Source organism: Tumebacillus flagellatus (assembly GCF_000714935.1).
GTDB classification, from domain to species: Bacteria; Bacillota; Bacilli; order Tumebacillales; family Tumebacillaceae; genus Tumebacillus; species Tumebacillus flagellatus.
The window spans coordinates 111,045-136,506 of sequence record NZ_JMIR01000001.1 but is presented as its reverse complement, the minus strand read 5'-3'; the positions used below and the strand labels follow the sequence as shown (position 1 = coordinate 136,506).

General features: G+C 55.0%; 24 protein-coding genes. 19 read left to right on the top strand and 5 right to left on the bottom strand.

Annotated features, from left to right (window positions below):
• Positions 1-99: 99 nt before the first annotated feature.
• Positions 100-1,041 (bottom strand): alpha/beta hydrolase, encoded by a 942-nt coding sequence (locus EL26_RS00660; RefSeq protein WP_052035818.1) that lies wholly within the window; start codon positions 1,039-1,041, stop codon positions 100-102.
• Between the two features lie 179 nt (positions 1,042-1,220).
• Here EL26_RS00660 and EL26_RS00655 point away from each other — a divergent pair, with 179 nt between their 5' ends.
• The 6 genes from EL26_RS00655 (at position 1,221) to EL26_RS00625 (ending at position 6,726) form a co-directional block, all read left to right on the top strand.
• Positions 1,221-1,526, top strand: a complete 306-nt coding sequence (locus EL26_RS00655) for a 2Fe-2S iron-sulfur cluster-binding protein (RefSeq protein ID WP_038083331.1) — start codon at positions 1,221-1,223, stop codon at positions 1,524-1,526.
• A gap of 68 nt (positions 1,527-1,594) precedes the next feature.
• The gene (locus EL26_RS00650) at positions 1,595-2,005 is read left to right on the top strand and encodes a hypothetical protein (protein WP_038083329.1); all 411 of its coding nucleotides are present in this window, start codon (positions 1,595-1,597) and stop codon (positions 2,003-2,005) included.
• Complete coding sequence (locus tag EL26_RS00645) at positions 2,006-2,464, top strand: SRPBCC family protein (RefSeq protein ID WP_038083328.1); 459 nt, start codon at positions 2,006-2,008, stop codon at positions 2,462-2,464.
• A gap of 288 nt (positions 2,465-2,752) precedes the next feature.
• On the top strand, positions 2,753-4,000 hold the full coding sequence (megL, locus tag EL26_RS00640; RefSeq protein ID WP_052035817.1) for a methionine gamma-lyase: 1,248 nt from the start codon (positions 2,753-2,755) through the stop codon (positions 3,998-4,000).
• Positions 4,001-4,831: 831 nt separating this feature from the next.
• Positions 4,832-6,310 (top strand): WXG100 family type VII secretion target, encoded by a 1,479-nt coding sequence (locus tag EL26_RS00630; protein ID WP_152559129.1) that lies wholly within the window; start codon positions 4,832-4,834, stop codon positions 6,308-6,310.
• A gap of 17 nt (positions 6,311-6,327) precedes the next feature.
• On the top strand, positions 6,328-6,726 hold the full coding sequence (locus tag EL26_RS00625) for a hypothetical protein (RefSeq protein WP_038083319.1): 399 nt from the start codon (positions 6,328-6,330) through the stop codon (positions 6,724-6,726).
• A 39-nt stretch (positions 6,727-6,765) separates the two neighbouring features.
• Here EL26_RS00625 and EL26_RS00620 read toward each other — a convergent pair whose 3' ends face one another.
• Positions 6,766-7,437 (bottom strand): hypothetical protein, encoded by a 672-nt coding sequence (locus EL26_RS00620; protein WP_038083317.1) that lies wholly within the window; start codon positions 7,435-7,437, stop codon positions 6,766-6,768.
• A gap of 194 nt (positions 7,438-7,631) precedes the next feature.
• Here EL26_RS00620 and EL26_RS23215 point away from each other — a divergent pair, with 194 nt between their 5' ends.
• Entirely contained in the window at positions 7,632-8,834 is a 1,203-nt protein-coding gene (locus EL26_RS23215) for a copper amine oxidase N-terminal domain-containing protein (protein ID WP_052035816.1), read from the top strand.
• Positions 8,835-9,412: 578 nt separating this feature from the next.
• On the top strand, positions 9,413-12,472 hold the full coding sequence (locus tag EL26_RS00610; protein WP_052035815.1) for a DUF5704 domain-containing protein: 3,060 nt from the start codon (positions 9,413-9,415) through the stop codon (positions 12,470-12,472).
• Positions 12,473-12,533: 61 nt separating this feature from the next.
• On the opposite strand, the gene EL26_RS00605 is transcribed toward EL26_RS00610, so the two are convergent.
• On the bottom strand, positions 12,534-13,742 hold the full coding sequence (locus EL26_RS00605; protein WP_038083314.1) for a YhgE/Pip domain-containing protein: 1,209 nt from the start codon (positions 13,740-13,742) through the stop codon (positions 12,534-12,536).
• 170 nt (positions 13,743-13,912) lie between these two features.
• Between EL26_RS00605 and EL26_RS00600 the strand changes: the two genes are divergently transcribed.
• The 4 genes from EL26_RS00600 to EL26_RS00585 all read left to right on the top strand — a co-directional run bounded on the left by EL26_RS00600 (position 13,913) and on the right by EL26_RS00585 (position 18,288).
• Positions 13,913-14,515: a TetR/AcrR family transcriptional regulator gene (locus EL26_RS00600; protein WP_038083311.1), complete on the top strand. Its 603-nt coding sequence runs from the start codon at positions 13,913-13,915 to the stop codon at positions 14,513-14,515.
• Between the two features lie 105 nt (positions 14,516-14,620).
• Positions 14,621-15,181: a GNAT family N-acetyltransferase gene (locus EL26_RS00595; RefSeq protein WP_052035814.1), complete on the top strand. Its 561-nt coding sequence runs from the start codon at positions 14,621-14,623 to the stop codon at positions 15,179-15,181.
• Positions 15,182-15,253: 72 nt separating this feature from the next.
• Entirely contained in the window at positions 15,254-16,495 is a 1,242-nt protein-coding gene (locus tag EL26_RS00590) for a sigma 54-interacting transcriptional regulator (protein WP_052035813.1), read from the top strand.
• Positions 16,492-18,288, top strand: coding sequence for an ABC transporter ATP-binding protein (locus EL26_RS00585; RefSeq protein WP_038083308.1), 1,797 nt, complete (start codon positions 16,492-16,494; stop codon positions 18,286-18,288). The genes EL26_RS00590 and EL26_RS00585 overlap by 4 nt, the downstream gene beginning before the upstream one ends.
• Positions 18,289-18,494: 206 nt before the next feature.
• On the opposite strand, the gene EL26_RS00580 is transcribed toward EL26_RS00585, so the two are convergent.
• On the bottom strand, positions 18,495-19,571 hold the full coding sequence (locus tag EL26_RS00580; RefSeq protein WP_038083306.1) for an undecaprenyldiphospho-muramoylpentapeptide beta-N-acetylglucosaminyltransferase: 1,077 nt from the start codon (positions 19,569-19,571) through the stop codon (positions 18,495-18,497).
• Between the two features lie 128 nt (positions 19,572-19,699).
• Here EL26_RS00580 and EL26_RS00575 point away from each other — a divergent pair, with 128 nt between their 5' ends.
• The 4 genes from EL26_RS00575 (at position 19,700) to EL26_RS00565 (ending at position 22,664) form a co-directional block, all read left to right on the top strand.
• Complete coding sequence (locus tag EL26_RS00575; protein ID WP_038083303.1) at positions 19,700-20,089, top strand: VOC family protein; 390 nt, start codon at positions 19,700-19,702, stop codon at positions 20,087-20,089.
• 57 nt (positions 20,090-20,146) lie between these two features.
• Positions 20,147-20,824, top strand: coding sequence for a sulfite oxidase-like oxidoreductase (locus EL26_RS00570; RefSeq protein ID WP_038083300.1), 678 nt, complete (start codon positions 20,147-20,149; stop codon positions 20,822-20,824).
• Positions 20,825-20,909: 85 nt separating this feature from the next.
• The gene (locus EL26_RS25215; protein ID WP_161780630.1) at positions 20,910-21,074 is read left to right on the top strand and encodes a hypothetical protein; all 165 of its coding nucleotides are present in this window, start codon (positions 20,910-20,912) and stop codon (positions 21,072-21,074) included.
• A 162-nt stretch (positions 21,075-21,236) separates the two neighbouring features.
• Entirely contained in the window at positions 21,237-22,664 is a 1,428-nt protein-coding gene (locus tag EL26_RS00565; protein WP_038083298.1) for a WD40/YVTN/BNR-like repeat-containing protein, read from the top strand.
• A gap of 195 nt (positions 22,665-22,859) precedes the next feature.
• Here EL26_RS00565 and EL26_RS00560 read toward each other — a convergent pair whose 3' ends face one another.
• Entirely contained in the window at positions 22,860-23,174 is a 315-nt protein-coding gene (locus EL26_RS00560; protein ID WP_052035812.1) for a YolD-like family protein, read from the bottom strand.
• 210 nt (positions 23,175-23,384) lie between these two features.
• On the opposite strand from EL26_RS00560, the gene EL26_RS00555 reads away from it, so the two are divergent.
• The 3 genes from EL26_RS00555 to EL26_RS00545 all read left to right on the top strand — a co-directional run bounded on the left by EL26_RS00555 (position 23,385) and on the right by EL26_RS00545 (position 25,446).
• On the top strand, positions 23,385-24,113 hold the full coding sequence (locus EL26_RS00555) for a DUF2225 domain-containing protein (protein WP_238546029.1): 729 nt from the start codon (positions 23,385-23,387) through the stop codon (positions 24,111-24,113).
• Between the two features lie 353 nt (positions 24,114-24,466).
• Positions 24,467-24,757 carry a hypothetical protein gene (locus EL26_RS00550; protein ID WP_152559128.1) on the top strand — a complete coding sequence of 97 codons (291 nt, stop codon included), beginning with the start codon at positions 24,467-24,469 and terminating at the stop codon, positions 24,755-24,757.
• Positions 24,758-24,999: 242 nt separating this feature from the next.
• Entirely contained in the window at positions 25,000-25,446 is a 447-nt protein-coding gene (locus EL26_RS00545) for an RrF2 family transcriptional regulator (protein WP_038083295.1), read from the top strand.
• The last annotated feature ends 16 nt before the right edge of the window (positions 25,447-25,462 follow it).

The window sequence follows — 25,462 nt, the reverse complement described above, 5'->3', positions numbered from 1 at the left end:
GGATACAAAAAAAACACCCTGCACGAACCCCGCAGGCACACACAATAAAGGCACTCCGCCACACAACGGAATGCCTTTTTCCTACTCATCCAACCCAATCTACAAATTCCTCTCAAAAAACGCAGTCACCCGATCCAAATACTCCACCGGCTCCAGCTCAAACGTCCCGACGTGATCCGCCGCCGGAATCGACCAAAGCTCGGTCTTCCCGCTGTGAATCGCGTCGATCACCTTCTCGCTGTTGCTCTCGTTAATCGCCTTATCCCTCTGCCCGTGAATAAACAAAATCGGCCGATCCCGCAATTTCTCCGCGTCCTTCACAGCGCTCACTTCCGACGTCTCATGCCCGGTCACCAGCGGAATCTCCCAGAGGATCAGCGACGTAAACGGCCAATCCGGCAGATGCGACCAGAACGGCAGGTTCTCGTGCAGGTAGCTCGTCAAGTCGGCAAACGGCGAATCCGCCACCACGGCTTTGACTTCCGGAGCATCCGCCGCCGCGACAAGAGAAGTGGCAGCTCCCATCGAATACCCCATGAACCCGATCCCGTGCGAGCCGTATCCTTTCGACTCTGCAAACTTCAGGGCGGAGAGCAGGTCATTTTTTTCCTCAGCCCCGACAGTGGTCATGCTCCCGTCCGACATCCCGGAATTGCGGAAGTCGAACATCAGCACGGAAATCCCGTGCTGCACCAGCGCTTTTGCAGACGGCATCGCAGGCTTATCTCCCACGCGATTTCCCGTGTACCCATGCGCCATAATCACGAGCTTGTCATTCGTCCCGGCGGGCAAAAACCAGCCGCGCAGTTTCGTTCCGTCCGTCGACGCAAATTCAATGTCTTGATACGTAAGCCCCATCATCTGCGGGTTGATCTCCACCGCTTTTTTCGCCGGGTGCGTCAACGAGTAGCACACATACCCGCTCAATCCCGGAACGGCAAGCAGCACCAGCACAAGCACCGCAATCCCGACACGCAGCGGCGTAACTCGGCGCTTGCGGCGGCGAGAGAACGACGGTTGTAAGAGAGGTATCGATTCCATAAAGTCACCTGATTTTCCTAAGAATTTTCACAAGATTGTGTTACCTTCATTTCTGCTCCAACCCCTGTTTTTCCTGCCGAAGCGAATCTGTAAGCTATCTCTCGTGTAATCTCGTCCAAATAGTGGTACACTGGACAAGTATGAAAACCGACACAACTACGAATGCGAGGTCCTACGACATGGCTGATACCGTAAAAGTTACCATTCACTTGGAAGAGACGGACGAGACCGTCACCATTGATATTCCGAAAGGCTCCAACCTGCTCGAAGAATGCAAGAAGCGCCACATCGAAATGGAATGGGGTTGCGCAAGCGCAGAGTGCGGCCAATGCTCCGTGAAAATCCTCCAGGGCGAAGAGAACGTCAACGATCCGACCGTTGAAGAGATCGACTTCCTCCTGTTCCGCATCGACGACGGCGTGCGTCTCGCGTGCCAAGTCGAGTGCAACGGCAACTTGGAAGTTGACCACCCGGCTCGCGACTAATGGCAGAGACCGCGCCTGACTTGGGTGCGGTTTTTTCCTGTCTTGTAAGGTTCGAAGGAGTGAACGACATGAGATTGACGTATGACCGCAAGCCGGGCTACGCATGGTTGGCGGCGGTGACGGTGCTTTTTCTCGCGACGCTGCTCATCAGCCGCGAGATCTGGAACCACGGAATCACGATGGACTTGATCATCCTCGTCGTGGTCTATCTCGCGCTGGCGACGTTTTTGCATTTCAAGTACGTCCACGTCGCCGTGCGCACCGACGCGCAGGGGCTGACGATTGAGCGGGCGATGCTGCCGAAAGTCCAGTTCCGCTGGAACGAACTTCAAGTCGAAGAGCGCGAGGCGAAAACTCGTGCCGCCGGCGGATGGATGCTGACGAGCAAGGAGACGGGGAACGTGTATTTCTTGCCGTGGAAGGGTCTGTCCCGCGAAGATGCGGAACAACTCCGGCAGGCGTTGCAGGAGCACCGCTAGATGGCGCGCGTCACTTGTGAAATTGAAATTCACGCGCCCGTGGAAGAAGTCTGGGCGCTCATGCAGGACCCGACCCGCCGGGGCGAGTGGGATTTCCGCGTGACAGGCGGCCGCTTCACCAAGGACGGACATCCGACCAAGGGCGCGACGTTTACCGTCGGCGGCCGGATGCTGTGGGGGTATCGCTTCGACATGGAATATCTGGCGGTGCAGCCCCTGCGCCAAACGGTGGTGCGCCTGGTGCAAGCGCACGGACTCCCGATCGAAAGCGGAGCGGGATCATGGACGTATCTGCGCGACGGGGCGGAGCGGACGGTTGTGCGGTCCGTGTTTCGCTTTGAACTGAAAAAGCCGTGGCGGTGGGCGTTCGATCCGTGGCTGATGACGCCCGTTATGTATGCCGTCACGAAGCGCAGCCTCTCACGGCTCAAAAAGTTGGTGGAGCGGGAGAGTCGATGAAGGTCTTCAACGAACCACTCCAACGTAACGTATGAAAAACGTAACAAACACGAAACACAAATCCCGCCTGACCGCTGAAAAACCCGGCTCCCCGCAGAGTCGGGTCTTTTTTTACCCTCGCCTTCTGAAAAAACGGAACGAAATCGTGCCGCTGGAATAAAATCGTGCCACTCTCAGCCCTTTCCCCCTTGAAAAAACCGCACTGCTGCGCCATTCCGCACGTTGGCACGATCCTTGCAACCGCTTACATACAAGAATAAAAACGAAAACTCCAAGGGGGAGATTCGAATGGCACGAGAGTTCCAAGAGATCCAAGGGTTCGAAACGAAAAGCATCCATACGGCCGATCCGCGATCTGAAGTATTCGGGTCGTTGACGGTTCCGCTCTATATGACGTCCACCTACGTATTCCCGAACGCCGAAACGGGCGGGGCGCGGTTTGCGGGAGAAGAGCCGGGCATGATCTATTCGCGCATCGCCAACCCGACGGTCGAGGTGCTGGAGAAAGCGATGGCGGAACTCGAAGGCGCCGAAGCAGGGCTGGCGTTCGGCTCCGGCATGGGCGCGATTTCGGCGGTGTTGATCGCGATGATCAAATCGGGCGACCACATCCTCTGCTCCGACGGTCTCTACGGCTGCACGTACGGCCTGCTCACGATGCTCAAGGAAAAATTCGGCGTGCAATTCGATCTCGTCGACATGGCGGACATGGAACGAGTTCGTGCCGCCATGCGCCCGGAGACCAAAGTGGTCTACGTGGAAACCCCGATCAACCCCACGCTGAAAGTGGTCGATCTGCAGGCGGTCGCCGACATCGCGCACGCGGGGGGAGCGCAACTCGTCGTGGACAACACGTTCATGACGCCGTACTTGCAACAACCGCTGCAGCACGGCGCGGACGTCGTGGTGCACAGCGCGACGAAGTATCTCGGCGGACACGGCGACTTGATCGCCGGCGTCGCGGTCGGGCGCAAGGCGTTCCTCGACGAACTGCGCTTCTCCACGCTCAAAGACATCGGCGCAGTGATGGCTCCGATGGAAGCGTGGCTGATCCTGCGCGGAATCAAGACGCTCTCGCTGCGCATGGAACGCCATTGCGAGAACGCGAAGAAAGTCGCCGAATTCCTGCACCAACACCCCAAAGTCACGAACGTCTATTTCCCGGGTGATGAAAACCATCCGCAAAAAGACCTGATCGCGCGTCAGATGCGCGGCTCCGGCGGGATGATCGCGTTTGAAGTGGAGACTCTCGAAGGCGGACGCACGCTGATGAACTCCGTGCGCCTCGCGCAATTGGCGGTGTCGCTGGGCGAAGCGACGACGTTGATCCAGCACCCGGCTTCGATGACGCACGCCGTCGTTCCGGCGGACGTGCGCCGCGACGAGATGGGCATCGCCGACGGTCTGGTGCGCTTGTCGGTGGGGCTGGAGCATCCGCAAGACATCATCGCCGACTTGGAGCAGGCGTTGGCGAAAATTTCGGAGCCGGTCGCCACTGGTTCCGATAAGGGTAAAGGGCCGCACAGCGCGGCGTGATTTTCTCGGATGTGGGGCAGACAGGAGAGCTGCACAAGTAACACAAGAACCTCCTCGGTGCGGGCGAGGTTCTTTTTTCTGCCAAAAAACAAAGGCGGTAAGTGTGATGAAAGGGCGAATGATGTGGCATGGGGCCAGTGGAGTTGTTACGGAGTGTGGTTTCTTGTGAAATTTTGTAATTTTCATATATAATTGTTGGGTATTTTTATTAGTGTTCGAGGAGTTGCTCTCATGTTCCAAGTGGACCCAATGACTCTGCGTTTGGTGAGTTCCATGTTTTTGCAAGGGGCTTCCGCTTTTCGTGACAAAACCAACCGCGTGAAGAGGGAAGCTGCAACAAGTCGAACAACAACGAGAGAGTATTCAACGGAAACTGGAACGTGCCTACGAGTTGGTATTGGATGGTACATTCAGCAAAGCAGAATTCGAGGATCGTCGCGCGAAGTATCAAGCGGAGTTGGAGGATTTGGAGCGTCGCGTTGCATACCTTGATCGGCACGAAGAGAAACAACCAAAACTGGTTGTGGATCATGCCCGAATCCAAACCAACATTTCCAACGTCATTGATGCCTACAAGCGATTGAACAGCAAAACGTGAAAAAACGTCCTGTTAAACCGCGTTTTCGACGGAGTAGACCTTCACATTACAGAAAAGGGTCGCGGTAGAAGACCCACCAAATTTGATTTGTATATCCGTCTCCGCTATGACCTGTTGGGAGTATCCCAATGGGATTTTACTTTGTAGTAGTTCTTGTAGAAATATTGAGAGTGATAAAATCATGATTTACAATAAAGAGGGGATTCAATTTGTGTAAAAAGGTGGAATCTTGATTGAGCTTATTTGCTGATCCAGAAAACTTGCGATCACTTGCTCGTTCTCTTTCAGGGGCTAGTTTTAATCTGAGGTACTCAGCCCGCCGATTTGCTTCTGGAGCCCAAGAATTGGCGCAGGGACAGGGAGGTTGGAAAGGGGATGCAGCGAGGGCATTTGGAATAAGTGCAGAGCATCTCCACGAGGACTACCATACCGTAAGCAACACACTAGATTCGGCGGCAGGGATCCTAAATCAGTTAGCGGTTCGGATGGAGACAGTCATTCGCTTGCGTCAACAGGCCAATCAAATCAGTCAATACTTAGCACACATGAGACCCGAGACGGAAGAACAGTGGGACAGTTACCGCGAACAACAATACCAAGCGAATTCTCTTCGTCAACAAGCGGAGTCAGAGGCTAATCTTATAGACGGTCAAGCGGCACAGGCTATTGAGAAACTCATGTACTTTCAGAATCGGTTGCACTTTCAGCATGTGACGGGATTTGGAAGTGCCGCCAGCGTTGCGCTTGACGGACTTCCGGATTCCTTGCGGGGCTATTACATGCGCCATCCTGAACAGCTTCAAGATTACATCAAGCCGGAAGAGAAAGTCTACTCACCGCAAGAACGTCACAAGAACCTCATGGCTCTGGCGCGGGTGATGGTGTACAATCTAGATGTTCCCGATCAGTTACGGGGGACGAAAGCTGAAGACGATATTATTGACTATTATATAAAGGATCGTTTTGGCGATGCAACGGACGATCAAATTGAGCGCTCCGTGACCCATTATTTTCAGGTCATGGACATAATGAACAAATTCGAAACCTTGAAGCAACAGGGGAAAGACATTACTCAAGAACCTGATTACCCAACTTACTTTCTGATGATGTCGAATCCAGAGGATTTTCTTCCACTCAAGGATGGACAAGAAAAGAAGGTTTCCAAAAAAGTCTTATGGCCGAAAAAGGTGCCAAACGGAGCTGAGACGTATTACTCCTATATCATGAGCAGGAAATCTGAACTTCCTAATATTGAATCTACGTTGGATGTTCGAGGCTCCAAGTTGGAAAAAATTCCAGATGAACGTCCGCCTGAAATGGGTCAACTTGAGCCTAACAAGCCAGTGACGAGTGGTGTTGAGAGGGTAGGTAAAATTCCGTCTGATTTTGCTGACCGTGCAAAGCTTGAAGGACATTTTGACAAGCATGGAAAAGAATTTGGTGATCTGTACAAAAATGCAGATGTATACTTAGATGGAGCTAGGGAGGTAATAAAAAACGGAATTAAAGTAGAGTACGAATATAAGGGTGAAAAGCGTACAGGATATGTTAGGTTTATGGGAACTAACAAGGACGGTTACGCAAAATTTGAATTTGTTGGAACTAACAATAACGGTGAAATTACTACTTATCATACTCAGAGCGGTAAAAAGTTCTGGAAGACCATCAATGGCAAAAATATCCCTATCATTAATCCTGTGGATATAGAATAAGAAATGAGGTGTAGCAGATGGAATATATGGCTTTAGTAAAAAGATTAGATCCTCATGTTGAGGAGGAAGTAACTGTTGAAATTGAAGGTGTTGAATTTACAGGATTTGCTTTCATCTGTCCCTACGAAATAGAAGTAGGGCAAAAATATCCTGTGTCAATAGGATTCACGATTCTTGATGAGTTTAAGGTTCGTGAAATTTATGAGAACGAGAAGGAATTAGAACGTCTTGATCAAGGGTTTGGGTACTGTATTCGGGGTCTTTTAGATGAGAACTCAATTAATGCGGGAATTATTATTCTTGACGAAGATGAGTATTTTGCTGACTATCCTGATTTGATAGGGAAATATGTTGAGATGGAAGTTGATCGAATCAGCATAGAGTTTTTAGAAAAAGGCATTCATGAGGAACTGTAGCCAAAAGAGGGATACCGCTACGAAATAAAAACAGGTCAATTATGGATTGATACCACCATAATTGACCTGTTTTATTGTCTCATCGCAAAAAGAATTTAGTTGTACCATCTCACTCTCTATGAAACGGTAGAGAGTATCCTTGGTTTGGGAGTACCACTCGGTCAGCGTCCGTCCTTCTCCCGCAGCTTCCAGTGAAGCTCCGGCTGGCGCGAGGCGCGGACCGACGTTGAAACCGCGGAGAAGGGTTTTGCCGTTGGAGAGCTTCTTGAAGAAGTTCGTGCCATTTGTGTCAACCAGCGTCTTGTACGCCAGTGAGCGTTGCAGATTCAAGATTGCTGGGCCGAACTTCTCACCAGCTTTGGCGAGCAGTTCCGCTGCTCGGACCTCTTCGCCGACGCCGATCACCATCAGCAAATCCGTGCCGATGTTCGTCACCAACGAACTGCCCGCTTGGATGCGATCTCCCCACGAACTTTTTGGGTCGGTCAGTTTCTTCCAAGACTCCTCAATCTCCGGGATGCCTAAAAACTCCTCCATTCCGTCGAGCAAGAGGTTGCCGAATTTTTTCAGGTACTTTTCTGGGTGCTCCTCGATATCTTCAAGAGCCGCTCCTAGTGCGGGGATGATTATTTTTTCTTCAATTTGTTGAACGAAACGCTCCGAAGCAGCCCCTTTCCATGTGAACGTGAGCGCGTTCGCATGTGCTTCCATTCGGGAGGCTTTGTATCGAAAGTCAACTGCCGCATCGGAAAAGCGCTCATAAAGCGACCATCGAGCTTCTAAAAACTAACTGTCATGAAAAGTGAACAGAGGATTTTTTCTCGAACTGTCTGAAGCTTTCATGTATACTAAATTATGGTTAGTAACGGTTATTTACAAAGCAACGATAAGGAGAATTGAACCTCGTGAAAAAATGGATGCTTCCCCTCACAACCCTTGCGGCAACGGGTTTGTTGCTCGGCGCAACGCCTGTTCCCGCTTCTCACGCTGATGCAATACAAGAGCAAGCAATACATGTTTTGATGAATGACAGAGAGATCGCTTTCCCGGACGCCAAGCCGTTCGTCGATGAAAACGACCGCACGATGGTGCCGGTGCGTTTCGTAGCGGAAAGCATGGGTGCGTCTGTGGATTGGATGCCGAACACGCAGTATGTGATCATCAAACTGCCCGGCAGAGACATTCGCATGCGCGTCGGCGAGAACAAAGCCACCGTCAACGGCATCTCCGTGATGCTCGACACCAAGTCTGTCATGACGAACGACCGCACGTATGTGCCGCTGCGTTTCGTCAGCGAAAACTTGGGTGCCGATGTCAAGTGGGATGCGGCGAACAACGCCGTGAAGATCACCTACAAAAACACCACCAACAACGGCGGCACGTTCACCCCTCCGCCCCAAGACCTGGACAAAGTCCACATCACCGACCTCAAACTCACCGACACCGACCCCTGGGGCCGCAAGATCCGCCATACGAACCTGCCGAAGAATGCGTCGGATTACTTGTACATCTTGGAGGATGTGCCGAACTGGATGTATGAGGAGCCTTATCGAGTATCTGGACACCAAGCAGCAAAACCCAACGTAGATACCTTCAAAATGTTCGATCAGTTTAACAAGAAGAACATAAATACTTGGGCGCAAAAAATCCAAGCTCACTTCGATTTGCTCCTAAATGTAGATTATCAAAACATGCCGGATGATTGGGTGCAAAAAGTTTGCGACACGTATGCCGGGGGATACGAAAGTATGTCTTACCAGGTTACGAAGTACGCAAACTGGGTTAAAGAAAATGAGATTAAGATCGAAGGTAGTGTTCAAGTAGAACCTTCCATGTTGTACTACGATCCCTATAATGGAACATTTCATATGAGAAACTACATCAAGTTTCGAGTAGACCACTATAAAGAAAAGAAAAACGTTTTCCTTGATCCTGCAAATAAGGCAGCACAATTTGAACCAAATGTGTGGTATGGAGGCCTCCACGATACTATGTATTCTGCTAGTGATCCAAACGCAATCAGTTGGGAGGTAGACCCTGGAGGGGTAGACTCCGCTGGGTCGATGTTTGTCTTTGAACATGGGCCACTATGGGATCGCCTTGAATAGGAGACCCTTGAATGTTTACAAAACGAAATGCATCTATCTTAATTCTTTTTCTTTTTGGCATTCTATGGTTTTCCCTTTTTTCACCCACAATTGCGCAGGCGTGGCCAAGAGTGCAATTAGTACCCGGTGACCCTGAAAATTGGAAGTTCCAAACGAGAGACGAATATCATACAACCTCAACAATTTATGTCACAGAAGGTTGGACGATCAATTTGTCCCCAACTTGCAACGGTACTCATACAGTCTGTAATCCAAAAACCGGTGAGTATGTTGTTTGGGATCAGGGTCACAAAGTTGAGGAACCAAACCCCGAAATTGTAAATGGGTACGTAACAACAACATTTAAAGTCAACATTGCGGCAGTAGATGAACAGTTAAAAAAGATCGGGAAGGGGGGATGGGTGTACCAACATCATGTTTATTTGAACTCTATCTTTCATGTCTATTATCCGGATGGGTCAACTAAAATATTTTACACACCTCAAGATGTCAATCCATCCGCAAATTGGAGTGACGATTCGGGATTTCCACAATACTACGACCTAGAAACTCCCATCCCCTTCGTCCCCGTCGACGGCATGTGCTTTCTCTCCGACGGCACGACGATCCCTTGCAACAACAACAGCACCGTCGTAAATGGCTACTATGTCAACCATATCAAACCGGGGGAGTTGTTCGTCGGAAGCACCGCTTCCTTCTCGTTCCAAAACCAAATCACATGGAAGGGCCAAGACTACGTCCTCTACCAAAGCTACATCACCCCGTTTGACGACTGGAGCCAGCACGACAACGTCGTCGACGGCAACGACCCGCTCACTCGAACGATCACAGCCGACCCCGGCGGCAACAAAATCATGGGGATGTACAAGCCCAAATCCACCGTCTCCGTCACCGCCACCATCGACGGCCCGACAGAGGCGGACAGCACCGCAACAGAAGTGGACGGAACGTTCAGTTTTGACGCGCTCTCCAAGGGAGCGGACTTGAGCAAGTACGAAATCACCAACACCGTCAACTGCACATTCGTAAAACCCGGCGACAAAACCGGCTCGCTCTCAGGCAAAGCGGACGGGCGAAGCGGGTTGCCGATCAAAATTCAATTGAGCGGCGGGCCAAGCACCAAAGCGTCCGTCACGGTCAAAGCCTACGATGTCAACGGCGGTTCCGATCTTGCCACCGCCGAGCACACCGTCGTCGTCTACAACGCACCGCCTCCCGCTCAATCAGTCGGCGGACAAGACCTCGACCCGAACTCCAACGGCAAGATCGGCGCCGATCCCGCTCCCGGTTCGTCGTCCGACAAATTCAACGTCACCCAGGGCGTCCCGACACACGAGTATCTCTACACGCAAGCCGGCGGCAAACGCTATCTCTACAACTATCACTACCAACAAGTCAGCAAGTTCAAGGAATACCCGATCACCGTGCAAAAATCATTCCATCTCACTTGGGAAGAGCAAGTCCAAACCGGCACCGATGAACAGGGCAACCCGGTTTATGAGTGGCAACCCCGCGAAGACACCGTCGTGATTCCGCAGCCCTACACCGTCAAACGCAACTATTCCTACTGGATGGTCGACTCTCTGAACGTCTACAAAATGTCCTATGCCACCATGCAAAACTACGCGCTGCCCGGCATCGTCACGATGAGCCCGCGCAACTACGCCGCTCCAGATGTCTACGCGGACCACCACTCGGACGAAGCGTGGCATCTCCAAGAACCGAAGTACCCGAACCCCTACATGATCCCAGGCGTTGAAGAAGTCTCCGGTGGACAGAACGGCCGCCCCAATCCGCCTTCCGAAGATTGGCGCAGCGAAGCGGAACAGCAAATTCCCAAAATCAAAGTCCGCAACGATCCGTTTTCCTTCGACAACTTGCCGCAAGCGCGGATGGACAGCTCTTGGCAAGACGAAAAAACCCAAAACCCGCTCGACATCCCGGCTCCGCAACAGTACCAAGACTCCGACCGGGTGTTTTACCAAAATCATCTCTACATCGACCCGAGCAAGATCAACCAATACCAAACTTCCTCCTCCGGCAAGGTGCACTACGTTCCGACCGGCACGACGATCCCGAGCCAGGCAGCAGAAGTGGTCGATGACATTCACAACATCAACTACGTCACCGTCCATACGCCGACCGTGTGCTACTGTGACATCTCCGACGACCGGGACCACAACCAGATGACCGTGCCGGACCCGGCCCGTCGTTCCCTGATTTTGACCCGGAATTTCACCGTCTCCGTCCCGACAGACGGCCCGCACCAAAACTACCTGAACTATGGAACCCGCGACTACGCCGAATACATCCAAACGCGCCAAGTCTGGTTCCCGTTCGATGTCTACATGGACGGCGAATGGAAAAAATCCGGTCAATGGCTGACGATCCCCAAAGCCTACAAGGCATACACCTTTGCTCTTCCGGTCTGGGTCAACGAGGGCGACTACGATGTGAAGTTCCGCGCCGTCGCCGAAAACAGTCCCGTGCAAGAAGGGGATCCCTATTACACCAACGCATCGCAAGAAGAAAACCAAGCCAACCTCAATCTCGCGCATCACATCGCCACCAAAATCATCCCCGTCAAAGTGATCGGCCGCCTCTTCGACTTCAAAGTCACCGACGTCGCCGATTACAACTGGGAACTGGTCTTCCGTCCGTACAAGGGAAGCCGCGACATCTTGCCCAACCGCAGCTACTGGGTCGGCGACCGCGATTTCAACGGCGACAAGCGCAACCCGACGGTCGCGCCGCCGTTTGAACTGCCGCTCGGTCCGAAATCTTCGCCGCTTGCGGGCTACTCGAACGTCGCCGTCAAAACCGGCTACCATTTCAAGTTCGACCTCAAAACGGTCGGCAACATGTACGGCCTCTATGACGGCATTCGGATCACGCCGAGCTTCACGTTTATAAAAAAAGACGGCACCGGCCGCCAAGATGTCGATCTCTACTACAGCACGAACACGAAGCCCTTTGTCAAAATCGGGTCGCAAGAAGACACCTTGAAGCGTCAATTCGTGTTGAACACGCCGCTGCGCAACGTGACAAACGCAGAGTTCACCGACACGGCGACGTTCCTCTACGACCGCGTCTTCAACAACCAAGACCGCGCAACCGCGGGGAACCGCACGCTCTACATCAACAACTATTCCTACAAAGCCGAAAAGCCCGTCCCGATCGGCTCGGCGTATGCGTGGGAACTGCTCTCCAGCGGCACCCGCACATTTATCGGCGTGCACAACAACGACGCCGGAGACCCCGCGCTCGCCAATGCCGCCGTGCAGAAGTGGTACGGCGAATACAGCTTGCCCGCCGCCGTCAAAGCGGTGCCGAAGAACTTCGACTTGGCAGGATATGCCCGAACCCACGTCCTTGACGACCACTCGAAGGACGTCTGGCTCAAAAACGGCTACCTCATCGTCAACTTCAACATCGAAACCATCCAAAACGGCGACACTGACCACCCGCACCTGCAATACCTCCACGGCCCGTGGGACAACCAATGGCGCATGGAAGGGATGCGGTCGAGTTTCACCGACGCGGAAGGTCACGTGTTTGAAATTCGCGACGGCGACGTGCTGTACTACCACGCCGACAAGTCTTCGTACGACGACTTCGGCACGTATGTTCCTCACTAGCTCAGAACCCGCTATCCAAAACAAAAAGCGCATCCCTCGCCGGATGCGCTTTTTGTTTTACTTAGGCGTGCGTGTTCTGTTGCACCTCAACTTTGCCTCCATACGACTTCACAACCGCCGAGAGCAGGGACAAAACCAGCGCTATCCCCGCGGTGACGGTGAGAACGGTGAGCGGCGATCCCGTGTTCAACCCTTTGCCGAAGTACAGCAGATCGCGCAACACGTCGGCTCCGAAGTGAAGCGGAATCCACGAGTACAGCCAATCGTGCGAGAAGCTCGGCAACATCTGCGGCGGAAGTGCGAGAATCGGGGACCCGAAGAAAAACACCAGCACGAGCAACGGCATTCCCGCCATGCCCAACCAGTTCAGCAAACACGATTGCATCAGGAAGAAACAGTAGCTGATCAACGCAAACGTCCAGAAAAACGCCCCTGCATCGGGAATCGTCATCCCCAGCATCCCTTTGGCAAGCAACAGAGTGGAACCTGCCGCCGCGCCTGCGTACAGCAGACCGAGCACCAGTTGCGTCACGATCACGCCGACGTTGCCAAGCCGTCCCGTGGAACGCGCTTTGTTCGACGCAAGCATCAAGAGCACCGACGTGACGATCGCGCCAAACCAAGCCAGCACGGTAAACGCAACGGGCGCATTGCCGTTGGCGCTGTGCGACGGAACGGGGTTGACGTTGTCGATCTTGAACGAAATCGGAGCGGCCAGCGCGGCGGCTTGTGCGGTGTTCAGTTTGTCGCCTTGCGCTTTGAGGTTTCCGAGCATTTGCGTGCGCAGGTTGGCGTTGACGCCTTCGCCGATCTTGCTTACGATTTGCGACACCAAGTTCGCGCCGGTCGCGTTCATCCCTTGGTTGATCGACACTTGGATTTCCGCCGCTTGCGGCTGCGGGCTGAACAGCGACGCCACGTTGCGGCTGAGATCGGCGGGGAGGACGAGCGTGGCGTAATACTTTTCTTCGTCGAGCCCGGATGTTGCTTGGTTCACATCTTGAAGCACCTCCCACTTCAGCGGCGGTTCTTCGCCGTCGGCGGGAGGCTTCGTCACGTTGTCGAGGATTAATTTGCCGATGTTCAGCGTCTGCCCGTTGGGAAGCTGAGCCCCTTGGTCGAGCACGACCAGCGCGACGGGCATGTTTTTCGGAGCGGGGTTGGAGGACGACCCGATTTGAGCCAATCCTAGGATCAGTATCACGATGAGTACCAAGATCATGCCAAGCCAGACGGTTTTGTTGCGAAGCATCTTGCCTGCGTTTGTCATGGCGGAATGCCTCCTTCAATAATTGACATTGTGTTCATTACTGTGCACACTGTTCATTATATGGAGAACGATTTCGCATTCAATGATCAATGTCGTCTGCTGTGTCGTGTAATCGGCACATGCGGGCATGAGTGTTGATTTTTTTCGAAAAAAAAACGGAGGGATCGCGCATGGCGGAAGGAACGGATCGCCGCAAGAAGCGAACGCGGCAGTTGCTTCGCAAAGCGTTGCTTGACTTGATCGAGGAGAGAGGGCTCGACCGAATCACCGTCCGCGATTTGACGGAGCGGGCGGAGATCAACCGGGGGACGTTTTATCTTCATTATCGGGATGTGCCCGACTTGATGGAACAGTTGAAGCAAGAGATCTTCGAGGGGTTGACGCAGGTGGCGGTGAAGCTCCAGCCAAGCGAGTTGCAAAAGCATGCCGAGCAAGACCTCGTGTATCCGCCGATGGTGCAATTGCTGTCGTACTTCAAGTCGAACGGTGATTTTTTTCACGTGATGTTCGGGCCGAACGGGGACTTCGGGTTTCCGATGCAGATCAAGGCGTTTATGAAGGAGCGGCTGTATCTGCACCTGTTCGACGATCTGCCGGAGGACGCGAGCGCTCCCGTCCCGCGCGACTACTTGATCGCGTTCATCGCTTCCGCTAATATCGGGCTGCTCACGCATTGGATTCAGTCCGGCATGGACTTGCCGGTGGAGGAAGTGGCGCTGATTCTTGCCCGCATCTTGCACCGCGGGCCGCTGGCGGTGTCGGCGTTTTCTTGATGCTGGTCTTGCGAGTTTTGTAGAATTCTCAAAAAATTTAATGAATGAGCAGGGAATGGTTGGTCGAGTGGCCAATTCAACCAAGATACAAAGGAGGAATGACACATGAGAAAACCAGTTCGTTTGCGTCCGGCGGAAGTCGGCGATGTGGATGTACTGTACGGATACCGATTGGACGAAGAAGTGATGTATTGGGGCAACGGAGCGCGCGGCGACATCATCCCGACGCGCGATCAGTTGGTGGACCGCATGCGCAACCAAAGCCCGAAAGAAGGGCAGACGTTCGCCATCGAAGTTGAGGAAACGGAGGGCGCGTGGCGGATGATCGGCACGGTTTCCTACAGCGGCCTCGATCAGTTTGAACGCGTCGCCACGATCGGGATGCTGATCGGCGATCGGGCGTATTGGGGCGGCGGCTACGGGACGGAGGCGTTGGAGCAGTTTCTGTATTTCCTCTTCCGCCGCTTGAACTTGCGACGCGTGGATCTCGACACGCACGAAGCCAACAAGCGGGCGATTCGCTGCTATGAAAAAGCCGGGTTCGTCATCGAGGGCGTGCGCCGCAAGCGCCGCTTCACGATCAACGGCTACCAAGACCAAATTCTCATGGGCCTCCTGCGCGAAGAGTGGGAAGAACGCGTGCAGTTGCAACCGAAGTACGAATAGAGATTTTTTTGGACTGCGTTTTGGTATAATGGAAGGAAATCTTTCCAATACGAAACGGCAGGTGGCATGTCTTTGATCCGCTGGATGGTGGAAACGAACGATCGCATCGGGATGACGCTCGATGTGGTGCGCGTGTTGACGGCGCACGGATGCAACATTGAAGCGATGGAAGTGATGCGCCATTACATCTACGTGCGGCTGGAGCATCCGCCGGGCGAAGTGGAGCTAGTATACGGCGAATTGCTCGGCATCGACGGCGTGCGGGCGGTGACGCAAGTGCAGAAACTCCCCGCCGAAGAACGGGAGTCGCAGCTGCTGCGCGAATCGTTCAAGAGCCGGCGCGAAGACATCACGTTTGACGACATCGTGCACGAAAGCGACCTGATGCGCCGTTGCATCCAGACGGCGCGGATGGTGGCGCAGACAGAATCGACCGTGCTGTTGCTCGGCGAGAGCGGCACGGGCAAGGAGCTGTTCGCCCGCGCCATCCACAACGCGTCGCAGCGCAAGCAGTATGCGTTTGTCGCGATCAACTGCGCGACGTTGCCGGAGCATCTCTTGGAGAGCGAACTGTTCGGCTACGAAGAGGGCGCGTTCACCGGAACGAAGCGCGGCGGGAAACCGGGGCTGTACGAAACGGCGGATAAGGGCACGATCTTCCTCGACGAAGTGGGAGAGATGCCGTTGCCGCTGCAAGCGAAATTGCTCCGCACGATTCAGGCGGGCACGTTTCGCCGCGTCGGCGGGACGCGGGAGCAGCACGCCAACGTCCGCGTGATTGCGGCGACGAACCGCGATTTGTTGCAGATGGTGCGCAGCGGGCAGTTTCGCGAGGATTTGTATTACCGCTTGCACGTCATCCCCGTGCAGATTCCGCCGCTGCGCTCGCGGCGCGAAGATGTGGTGCTGTTGGCAGAGCATTTTTTGCAAAATTGGCGGCAGAAGACCGGCAAGAGCGGGTTGGAGTTGTCGAGCGCCTGCCAAGAGCGGATGATGCAGTACGACTTTCCGGGCAACGTGCGGGAGTTGGAGAACATGGTCGAGCGCTCGGTGCATCTCGTCGACGGCGATTTGATCGAGCCGTATCACATGATGTTCCCCGACGTGCGCGTGTCGGGCGGCGGATGGACGGCGGGGCACGGGTCGCTCAGGGAGCTCGTGGAGGACTTTGAGCGCACGTTGATCGCCGACGCTCTGGAGCGATACGGGTCGTTTCGCACCGTCGCGAAGCAGCTCGGCACGTCGCACACGACGATTTTGAACAAAGCGCACCGTTACGGTTTGGTGCGCGGGCGCGAGGGGGAACGGGAGTGAGCAGATTTTCCGCGTATCGGGATTGGGGCGCAGACGGCCAAGAGAAACCGGAGTTAAAAAAAGAAACTCTCCAGCGCATCTACCGCTACTTCCTCCCCTACTGGAAACAAGGGGTCGGAGTGGTGCTGTGCATCTTGCTCACGTCCGGTTTCGGGCTGTTGCAGCCGCTGTTGATTCGCGGCGTCGTGGACACGGCGATTCCGCAAGGGCGCACGTCGCTGTTGAACGGGCTGGTGCTCGCGATGGTGGCGGCGGCGATTCTATCAGGGCTGGTTTCGGTGGCGCAGGCGTTTTTGAACTCCGTGATCGGGCAGGGCGTGATGAACGACATCCGCAACCAGATGTATCAGCACTTGCACCGGATGTCGATTCGGTTTTTTACTTCGACCAAGACGGGCGACATCATGTCCCGCGTCAACAACGACGTCAACGGCTTGCAGCAGGTCGTGACCGATACGATGTCGCAGTCGATCAACAATGTGCTGCTGGCGTCGACGACACTGGTGACGATGTTTTGGCTGGATTGGCGGTTGGCGTTGTTGTCGTTGATTCTGTTGCCGTTGTTCGTGCTTCCGACGCGGCGGGTCGGCAAGATGAATTACAAAGTGCGCAAAGAAACGCAGGCCAAGATGGGCGAGCTTTCGTCGCTGATGCAAGAGACGCTGTCGGTCAGCGGGGCGCTGTTGGTGAAGTCGTTCGGGCGCGAGGAAGACGAGTTGCGCCGCTTTACGGGCAAGACGACAGAGCTGAAGCGGTTGCAGATTCGGCAGAGCTTGATCGGGCGTTGGTTTTTTATGTTCATCAACGTGATTTCCACGGCGGGGCCGGCGATCATCTATTGGTACGGCGGGCATCTGGTGATCGACCAGTCGATTACGCTCGGGACGGTGATTGCGTTCACGGCGTTTCTGACGCGTCTCTACGGGCCGGTGTCGTCGCTTGCGAACATCCAAGTGAACGTGCTCGGGTCGGCGGCGCTGTTTGATCGTTTGTTCGAGTATCTGGATTTGCCGGTGGAGATTCAAGACCGTCCGGGTGCTCTGGAATTGCGCGAGGCGGCGGGGCGGATCGAGTTTGAGGGTGTGTCGTTCTGGTATCATAAGGAGCGTCCGGTGTTGCAGGGGCTGAATTTCACGATTGAGCCGGGGCAGATCGTGGCGTTGGTCGGGCCGAGCGGCTCGGGCAAGACGACAATCTCGAATTTGATTCCGCGCTTGTACGACCCATCCGTTGGTGCGGTGCGGCTGGACGGCGTGGATTTGCGCGATTTGCAAGTGAAGTCGCTGGGCGAGCAGATCGGGATCGTGACGCAGGAGACGTTTCTGTTTCATGCGACGATTCGGGAGAACTTGCGGTATGGGCGGCCGCATGCCACGGAGGAAGAGATCGTGGCGGCGGCGAAGGCGGCGTACATCCACGACTTGATCGAGAGTTTGCCGGAGGGGTACGACACGGTCGTCGGCGAGCGCGGGCACAAGCTGTCCGGCGGCGAGAAGCAGCGGATGGCGATCGCCCGCGTGATTCTGAAGGACCCGAAGATTCTGATCCTCGACGAAGCGACGTCGGCGCTCGATTCGCACTCGGAGGCGTATATCCAGCAAGTGTTGGAAGAGCTGATGAAGTCGCGAACGTCGGTGGTGATCGCGCATCGGCTGTCCACCATCCTCCACGCCGATCAGATTCTCGTGATTGAGGAAGGCAGGCTGGTCGAGCAAGGCACGCATGTGCAGTTGTTGGAGCTCGGCGGGCTGTACGCGAGCCTCTACCGCCAGCAATTCGAGGGAGAGGCATGAGGAAAAAAGCGACCCTATCGCGAGGTGGCCCCTCGAAGCGTAGTATTGCGCATCTTTTAGGGAGGGCTGTTTGATGTGCAGAAACGACCCCCTCAGGGTCGCCAACTTTTAGGGGGCGCTTTCAGAGCTAACCTCTCCTGAAGCTGACCTGATCGCGTTATGAGAAAGACGACCTGCCTGGAGGTCGTCTTTTTGGATGGCGTATGTTAGTTGCGTTTCTTCGCATGTTTCTCAATCAGCTTCATGATCGTGCCGACCGCATCGCGGACGGTCGACGTTTCCATCGCTGCCACGTACTCGCGCTTCTTCGCCTGCGTCTCTTCGATCGCTTGCAGCAGGGTTTCCGTCGTGAGGTCTTCTTCAAACAACACGCGGGAGTAGCCCGCTTTCTCAAAAGACTTCGCATTCAGAATCTGATCCCCCCGCGAAGCAGCGCGGGAGAGCGGAATCAGCACATGCGGTTTCTTCAGCGCGAGGAACTCAAAGATCGCGTTCGATCCCGCCCGCGAAACAAATAAATCGGTCATCGCAAACAAGTCCGGCAATTCTTCGCTCACGAACTCGTACTGGCGGTAGCGCGGGTTCCCGTCCAGCGCCGGGTCGAGATGGCCTTTGCCGCAGATGTGGACGATCTGGTACGTCTTGAGCAACGGTTCCAGGTTGGCGCGAATCGCTTGGTTGATCTTCTCCGAGCCGAGCGACCCGCCGATGATCATCAGCACCGGATCACCCTGCTTCAAACCCGTAAACGCAAACCCGCGCTTGGCGTCGCCGCGCAGCACCTCTTCGCGAATCGGCGAGCCCGTGTGCACCGCTTTGCCGCTGTCGATGTGCTTGAGCGTCTCGGCGAACGTCACGCAGACTTTTTGCGCAAACGGAGCGCAGAGTTTGTTGGCGAGACCCGGCGTCAGGTCCGACTCGTGGATGACGACCGGGATGCGGTTCAGCCACGCGCCCATCACGACCGGCACCGCCACGAAGCCGCCCTTGGAGAACACGACGTTCGGCTTGGTTTTGCGAAGCACAGAGTACGCTTGCAACACGCCCTGCATGACTTTGAACGGGTCTTTGAGGTTCTTCAGGTCGAAGTAGCGGCGCAGTTTGCCGACGGCAATCGGGTGATACGGCATGTTGACACGCTGAATCATCTCGCGTTCAATCCCGTCGTGCGAGCCGATGTACTCCATCTCCCAGCCCGCCGCTTCCAGCTTCGGAAGCAACGCCAAGTTCCCTGTGACGTGGCCGGCTGAGCCACCGCCTGTCAGGACGATTTTTTTCTTCATTGCATACACCTCTGGTTTCCCGTGTTGAGTACAGTCATGATACCACAACTGCGGCTGATGCGCTCCTGTTTATGGTACTATAGGGAGAGAACTTCTATGTTACCCATCAGGCAGGAGGAACCCGTACCATGACCATCAAAAAAATCGAACACGTCGGTGTCCAAGTCCGCGACATCGAAACTTCTATCAACTTCTACCGCGATGTGATCGGGATGGACCTCAAAGGCACCCTCGACCATACGAACGGCGTGATCAAATTGGCGTTTCTCGGCTTCCCCGGCGCCGACGAAACGGAACTCGAACTGATTTCCGGCTACAACCCGGACCTCCCGACCGAGGGCAAAGTCCACCACATCGCGTTCACCGTAGACAAACTTGAGCCGGAAGTCGAGCGTCTGAAGTCCCTTGGCGTCACGGAAATCGACTCCGAAATCACCACGCTGCCCAACGGCTCCCGCTACTATTTCTTCGCAGGCCCGGACGGCGAGTGGATCGAGCTGTTTGAATCCACCCGCTAGGAGTTCTTCCCGGCAGGCTTTGCGTACATATCCGCGTAGGAATCAAGGAGGCAACCCATGAGCGACAATGTCAAAGACCGCGTTCCGCCCGGTCAGTACTTGACCGACAAATGGCCGGTGCTCCACGCCGGAACCGTGCCGCGCATCGAGTTGGCGACGTGGAACTTCCGAATCTTCGGCCTCGTGGACGAAGAGAAAGTGTTCACGTGGGAACAGTTCAACGCGCTTCCGGCGTACCGCTCCACGTCCGACATCCACTGCGTGACCACATGGTCGCGCCTCGACAACACGTGGGACGGCGTCTCGTTTCGAGATGTGATGGCACAAGTCAACGTCAAACCGGAAGCGAAGTTCGTCGTCATCCACGCCGAAGAGGGCTGGACGACCAACTTGCCGCTGCGTGATCTGCTGATGGACGACGTGCTGTTCGCGCACTCGCACGACGGACAGCCGCTCACCCCGAATCACGGCTGGCCGCTGCGCCTCGTCGTGCCGCAACTCTACTTCTGGAAATCGGCGAAGTGGGTGCGCGGCATCGAGTTCGTCGCCGAGGACAAGCCCGGTTTCTGGGAAGAGCGCGGCTACCATCTCTACGCCGATCCGTGGCTGGAGCAACGCTATCGGGACGACCCCGAATGGCACGAGGGCGAGAAAAACACCGATGAATACTACGAGCGCGTCGCCCGCCGCATTCGCCAGCACGAACAGAAAAAACAGCAAGAGCAAGGGAAGTAACCCGCTTGAAAGAAAGACTCGTCCGCCTGTATGGGGACGAGTCTTTTTTTGGATACTAACCCGAAGAAAGGGAGGAGAGTCCGAGGTGAACGGAAAAACGCGCAAACATCACTACATCAGCGTCATCGCTTCCATTTTCGCGTCGGCGGGGCTGTTGCTCGTCTACCGCCAATGGGGTTTGGATGTTGCTGATCTGATCGGGTTCGGCGTGCTGATCGGGATCTCCTACGCGATGTTGTACAAATCATAAGCTCGCTTACGACAGCGAGTACACCAACGAATACAGCAAAGAGACGATCATCACGATGGCGAGGACCAGCGAAATGACGCGAATGGTCGATTTCTTCATCAGGGACAGGACTCCTTTCGATCATCGTTATTGTAGTACACGACGAGAGAGGAGGCAAGCACGATGAGACGATGGAAATCCGCCTGTCTGCTCGGGCTCTGCTTGCTGATCTTGCCCGCTTCCGACGCAGGAGCCGGTCCTGTCAAAAAACCGCTGACCCTGCAGCAAGCGGTGGAGATCGGGATGAAACGCGCCGTGCAATGGAGTCCCAAAGCAAAATTGGCGCATGCCCAGAGCTCCGACTTCCCGATGGAGCGGGAGAGCGGCGAAGGAGGCAAACGCAGGCTCTGGAACGAGGAGTTCGGCGTGCCGGGCACGACGCGGCACTTGCGCTTGACGGTGGAGGACGGCGAAATCAAAGCGGTGCATGAAACGGAAGGCGAGGACTCCTACGTGGACGACGTCGGCGGTCACGATTCGCCGGAAGCTTGGAACCGCGCCCGCGCGGAAGATCATTTGAAACCGGGCACCGGTGTGGAAGTCGGCTATCACTATAAGTTGTACGCGGACGATCAAAAGCAAGCGCGGCTTGCCGTCTCCGGCTCCGATAAGCAAGGCAGGCCGGTGCAAGTGCACTTTCGCCTGCAGGACGGTCGCAAACTGACTGTCTACCGCAAAGAGTTGATCGGCGGCGGGCTCTATGCGGGAGACAAACTGAGCCTTGGAAGCACGAGGGGCCAGCTCCCGACGATCTACGGCGTGGAGTTCTCTCCGGACGACAGCCGAACGATTCTCGCTTGGGGGGACTTCAGCGTGGCGCAAGACACGCATCCATTCGCAAAACTGTCCCGCGACCTCGGCGCGCATTGGACGCCGATCCAGTTGCCGGGCATCGTCAGCCGCATGTGGTGGCAAAGCCCCGGCTGTCTCTACGCCGGCGGCGTTGGCACGCTGTGGCGGTCGCGCGACGAAGGCCAATCGTGGGAAGCCGTTCTCGCGCAGGAGCACCAAATCAAGATCAACGCCGACACGCACAGCTCCAAAATCGCGTTCCTCTCCGACGACGGCGTGCAGGTCTCCCGCGACGAAGGGCGGACGTGGAACCGCGTGGAAGTTCCCGCCGAAGCGAAACAAGTTCTGTTCGACACGGATGGCACGCTCTATGTCCGGGGAGCCAAGGGGATCTTCCGCCAGCGGGGCGGCAACTGGGAGAAAGTGCCCGGCAAATTCATGACCAAAAGCGGCGGACGCGTGATCACCTCCAAGGAGAGAGACTTCTCCCTCACAGTTCAAGAGAGTTCCAAAACGGACGGTCGAAAAACGTTCGCCAATCCGGAGGGCTGTCTGTACGCGGAAGCAGTCTTCTGCGCTCAGGACCGCCTCTATGCCGTCTGCAAAAACAAACTCTACACGCGCACGCTCCAGACCGGAGACACTTGGCAGCCGCTCCCGCTTCCCGACGACGGGCTCCTGCTCGACCTCGCCGTCGGCCCGCACGGAGAACTCTACTACGCATTCGCCCCGAGGCTCGTCTGGAAAGAGCAATCGTAACACCAAAACTGCGCGTTGAAAAAAGCATCATCGATGTGAAACTTGCATCACAATGCGACCCTGCTTCACGATGTGAAGTCCTCCATGATATAGAAAAAGCTCCACCGGGCACACGTCCCGGTGGAGCTTCACGTATGTGAGTTGGGAACGGGACGTTCCGAACGAATTGTCAAAAAGCCGGAGATCAGGAGCAGCTTACAGAACGCGCACGATGTTCTGGATGGGAATCTGGAAGCGGCCCCACTCGTTGTGGATTTGCAGGCTGCGGGTTTCGGAGCGGTACGAGAGAATCCGACCCTCGACCGTGTGCTCCCCGTCCGCTTCGCCAACGATGATCTTGAGGGGTTGACGACGCGCCATCGCTTGTTGAACGCGGTACTCGATCTCAACGCTTGCATCTTCGTGCAACTGCGGAACAACATACGGCTCCAATTCCTGTTCCATCATGCGGGCACGGTGCTCCGGCAAGATCATGCGATGGCCTTCCCAAAGTTTGTTTCCACGATTCATCTAATCGCTCCCTTGCATAATTTCGTGAGAACGCTTGTTCCTAGGAACGCTTGTTCTTATCTTACCCCAAATCCAAGACGGAGGCAACCGGAAAATTTCCCGGTTTTCTTTTGTCAACGAAAACAGTATATTGTCGTTTTCTGCATATCATGCGACTATAAGGATATAGACCTAGAAAACGGTGAAATGGGGTAGGACATCTTGACGACGATGGAAGGATTATATGATCGGAAAGTACGTTGCCCTCTTTGTGAAGCGACTTATAATACGAAGAAAGTCCTGACCCGTGCGGTCAAAGTAAAAGAAACGCAGGGTGATTTTTTTGCAAGGTACGCAGGTCCTAACCCGGTGCATTATCTTGTCAACGTGTGCACACTATGCGGATTTTCGTTTTTGGAGAAAACACAGCCGAAAATTACGCCGCTGCGCCGACAAACGTATCTCGACGAAGTGGCGTCCCGCTGGAATTCGCGCGACCTGTGCGGCCTGCGCGACGTCAAACAAGCGGTCACGGCGTTTAAACTGGCGATCGTGTGCGCCCAATACGTCGGCGAGCCGTCGCGGACGATCGGCGGGTTGTGCCTGCACCTGGCGTGGCTGTACCGCGAATTGCAAGATCGGGAAAACGAGCGGCGCTTCATGCAAAACGCGTTGGATTTCTATATTGATTGCTACGAACACGATTCCCGCCTGAACGACGAGGGCAAGATGCCGTACTTGATCGGCGAATTGGCGCGCCGCCTCGGCGACGACAAATTGGCGGTGCTCTACTTCAACCAAGTGACTTCCGACCGCACCACCGCCGAGAAGTACATCAAACTCGCCCGCACGCAATGGGCGCTCTTGCGCGAAGACCGCGCCAACAAAGGGCTCAGAGAGATCGACGAAAACGGCGAAGAGTCCGGCAGCCAAACCCATCCGCAAGCGGCAAACGGCTGATCCGCTTGACAGAGCTCCGCAAGAGACGGCAGGATGTTGGGGAAGAGGTGAAGCGACGTGAGCAACATCGTCTGTGGAACGTGCGCATGGGGCGACCATGAGGATTTCTACCCCAAGGGCGTGAAACCGGCAGAGCGGCTCGGGTATTATGCGAGGTTTTTTCCCATGGTGGAAGTTACGCCATTCCCAACCCCGCGTATGTGGAGGGCTGGGCGCGCAAACATGGAACAACAACCATTCCAATTTCGCCGTTCGCAATGAGTTTGATATGATGGAATTGTTGGATCTGCCCGTGGAGCGCGCCGAGCTGCCGGGCGATCAATTGGAGCTTTTTTGAGGGGGAACCTGAGCAGATGAGACCGATCAGTGTGCAAGTGCGCGGCTTGTTCAGCCGTGAAGAGATGGAGCGATACAACGACTTGTGGGAAGTCGGCAAGTTTTGCGAAGGGTCCGGCCGCTTCGACCTCGCCCGCATCGTGCAGCGGGAAATCGAATGGCTCGCCCAACCGGCCGTCGAGAAATTGCAGCGCTATGAAAACCGCGTCGACGCGCCCGCGGCAGTGGCGGCTCCCGTGATCATCGACAACCGGCCCGCCAAGAAAAAACACACCACGCCGGTCGAGCCGCCGAACCAAGAAAAATAAGAGCGAATAGTGAAGAATAATCAGAAAACAACCCCGTCAACCCCTTGACAAAATGATTTCCGCAGAGTTGGATGCGCTTGACAGAGGAACTTCTTCATGCCTATAATAATGTTGACCAAAACAATCAGGATTCCAATTTGCGATTCCTGATTCTCTTTTGCACATAATCCTGACTCCCGTAGTCAAGATTAAATCCGGGAAGTCGAGGAGATGTGCGGTGTCCCAGAAGGAGGTGCGTACACATGAAGTTATCCTCGCGCGGGCATTATGGAATGATGGCTCTGACGTACTTGGCGCAGAAGGCTGAGACGGGGCCGATTCCGATCAAAGCCATCGCGGCTGCGGAAGACATTCCCGAACCATACTTAGAGCAAATCTTCGTGGAACTGCGCCGTGCAGGACTGGTGACCAGTGTACGCGGTGCGCGCGGCGGCTACAAACTCAGTCGTCCGGCGGCAGACATTCAAGTCGGCGAGGTCGTCAAAGTCCTCGAAGGCGAGATTGCCCCGGTGGAGTGTTTGCACGCGGAGGAGGAGAATCCCGCCCTCTGTTGCTCCAAGACGGAGCATTGCGCCACGAAAATCGTCTGGGAGAAACTTCGTGATACGATCGTAGACTACCTTGACGACATCACGCTGCACGACATCGTCAACAAAAGCTCTAAGCTCTACACTGAGAGCAAATCATAAACCAAGACAACATGAG